The organism is Portibacter marinus, assembly GCF_021533195.1.
Classification (GTDB): Bacteria; Bacteroidota; Bacteroidia; order Chitinophagales; family Saprospiraceae; genus Portibacter; species Portibacter marinus.
Genome location: NZ_JAJNKB010000047.1, coordinates 1 through 2,097, shown reverse-complemented (window position 1 = coordinate 2,097; position 2,097 = coordinate 1). Strand labels below are relative to the sequence as shown.

The 2,097-nt window shown below is 31.6% G+C and carries 3 protein-coding genes; all 3 read right to left on the bottom strand.

Translation table 11 applies throughout. The annotated features are described in order from the left end of the window. Positions 1-191: 191 nt before the first annotated feature. The 3 genes from L2567_RS20815 to L2567_RS20805 all read right to left on the bottom strand — a co-directional run bounded on the left by L2567_RS20815 (position 192) and on the right by L2567_RS20805 (position 1,806). On the bottom strand, positions 192-944 hold the full coding sequence (locus L2567_RS20815; RefSeq protein ID WP_235299796.1) for a hypothetical protein: 753 nt from the start codon (positions 942-944) through the stop codon (positions 192-194). Between the two features lie 119 nt (positions 945-1,063). Further along, positions 1,064-1,576, bottom strand: a complete 513-nt coding sequence (locus L2567_RS20810; protein ID WP_235299795.1) for a helix-turn-helix domain-containing protein — start codon at positions 1,574-1,576, stop codon at positions 1,064-1,066. Between the two features lie 2 nt (positions 1,577-1,578). Further along, positions 1,579-1,806, bottom strand: a complete 228-nt coding sequence (locus tag L2567_RS20805) for a DUF4160 domain-containing protein (protein ID WP_235299794.1) — start codon at positions 1,804-1,806, stop codon at positions 1,579-1,581. Positions 1,807-2,097 lie beyond the last annotated feature (291 nt).

The following is a 2,097-nucleotide window of genomic DNA, read 5'->3' as shown; positions in this document are numbered from 1 at the left end:
TTACCTATATGTACCATTCGACAAATATATGTTTTACTCAAGTCCACACTCAAATATAACAAAGGAAATAAATACAGGCATTTTTACCTTTTAATGTTTGAAGAGTTTGCCTTTATGATAGGTAACGGTTCTGCCATAAGATGAGGAACGACGATAGGAAGTTCTTCATTCTTCATGGCTTGTTATCGACTTTATTTTATTGGCATCAAATACTCTACATTCGCAATTTTTTTAGCAAATGGAATAAAATCCTTCAAATATTCCTCATATCGGTCATTATTTTCAACCAAAAAATATCTTCTTAAATTATCATAATGATTATCTAAATAATCTTTCAAAGTTTCTTGATCCCCTATGTAGCCCAATATACTGTACATATTTTGATGAAGTTTATTTGGTGTGTTTATAAACACATTCTCAATTGAATCATATTTGGATAAAAGCGAATTAAAGTATTGAAAATTTGAGGTCTTAATTTCGTTTAAATAGAGTTTGTCTGTCTCATTATTTGGAGGACTTTGGGTGGCACCTCCTTCATTTACGAAATAATCAGCATCAAATTGAGTCTTAGCTTCTTTACCAGTTATCTTTTGATAAAATTGTGCTGTTGATAATTGAAATATTAAATTTTTCATATCTAGCTGTAACTTCGATTTTACGTTTTCTCGATTATGAATTGAGCGTAGATATTCGTGATATTTTTTATTGAACCCTTTAATTACCATTTGAATTCGGAGTTCTACGCATTTAGATTCCCGATTAAAGGTGATGAAATTGTAAGGCTTAAATAGCATCACATTTATTTGCATATCCCCTTTTTTAATTATGAAATCACATTTTGACTTTCTGAACTTATAGCCTAATTTCTGCAAGTTTTCTACTAAATTATCATAGATAATACCTTGGTAAAGATCGTTTTGAATTGCAGCTTTTAAGGTAGACATAGCTTAGTTTTTTAGTATATATTTTATTAAGGGATTTTTATTGTCGATAACGGTCAATGATAAGAAGCGGACAAGCGATAGCGAAGTCTGATTTCTTATCTAGTGTTAGTCACAGGGATTTATTGAATACTGATTTTCATCCTTCTCCCTAAACCACCTTCTATAATCTTTTTGAGAGTTGACAATTCGATTCCTGTTCGATTATTTTCAATTCGAGAAATATAATGCTTAGTTGTCCCGCTTTTAGCTGCTAATTCTTGTTGAGTCAATCCTAATTCATTTCTCGTTTGTTTGATTAGTAGTCCAATTTCGATTTGCCTAGTTTCATCAAGTTGACTGTTTTCATAAAGAACAATTGGATCTAATTGGTAATCATACAAAACTGACTGTCCTTGGTCATCGGTGCTGTCAATTTTGATATTATCCCAAGATAGTGTTCCATCTACAAGCTTTACTTTTTTAAATTCTTTAATTGAGTTAGCAATTGGGAATTCTACATCTTTCTCAGAGATCTTCCATTTATTGAACAATTCTTTAAAATCTATAATTCTTGACTCTCCATTATTGAATAAGCATGAGATATGGAAATTATTGACTTCATGAATTTTGATGATTCTTTTTACTGTTCTCATATTTAAGGATTTAACTTATTCCATTGTCTTTTTAAAAATTCTTGGTTTTCTGATGCCCATCTGATTACTTTTTTACGATACTTAACTGGAACTCCTCCGGTATAGGTTGACAGATCTTCAATTACAATTAACTCTTCATACTCAGCTACGTATACATGGAAGTGAGGTGGATTATGATCTCTTGCATAGATGTATATTTTAATACCATCTATAATTTTGATACAAGCCATTAATTAAATTTGGGTCAAGATATCAAATGTTGCTGAATTAAGCAACGCACTGTATTGTTTTTTAGTTCCGATCGATCAGTTTTCCTTGTGACTAACGGTGATGACAAGCGAAGTTTCGCTCCTCATTAATTATCGTTTTTCCAAAAATATGAATTTTTAGTTCAGCACATCGCATTTCATGCTATTCGAAGCGAAATTGCGTCTTGTCTAGTGTTAGGTGGAGTACAATTTAAGCGTTGGCCTCCAGCTGAAAGTCTTGTCAGATTATAGATAATGCCGTTGGAATACTCG

Bases quoted from the DNA above. Each gene is read 5' to 3' on its own strand.
- L2567_RS20810 (WP_235299795.1), bottom strand. From the start codon at position 1,576: ATGAGAACAGTAAAAAGAATCATCAAAATTCATGAAGTCAATAATTTC.
- L2567_RS20815 (WP_235299796.1), bottom strand. From the start codon at position 944: ATGTCTACCTTAAAAGCTGCAATTCAAAACGATCTTTACCAAGGTATT.
- L2567_RS20805 (WP_235299794.1), bottom strand. From the start codon at position 1,806: ATGGCTTGTATCAAAATTATAGATGGTATTAAAATATACATCTATGCA.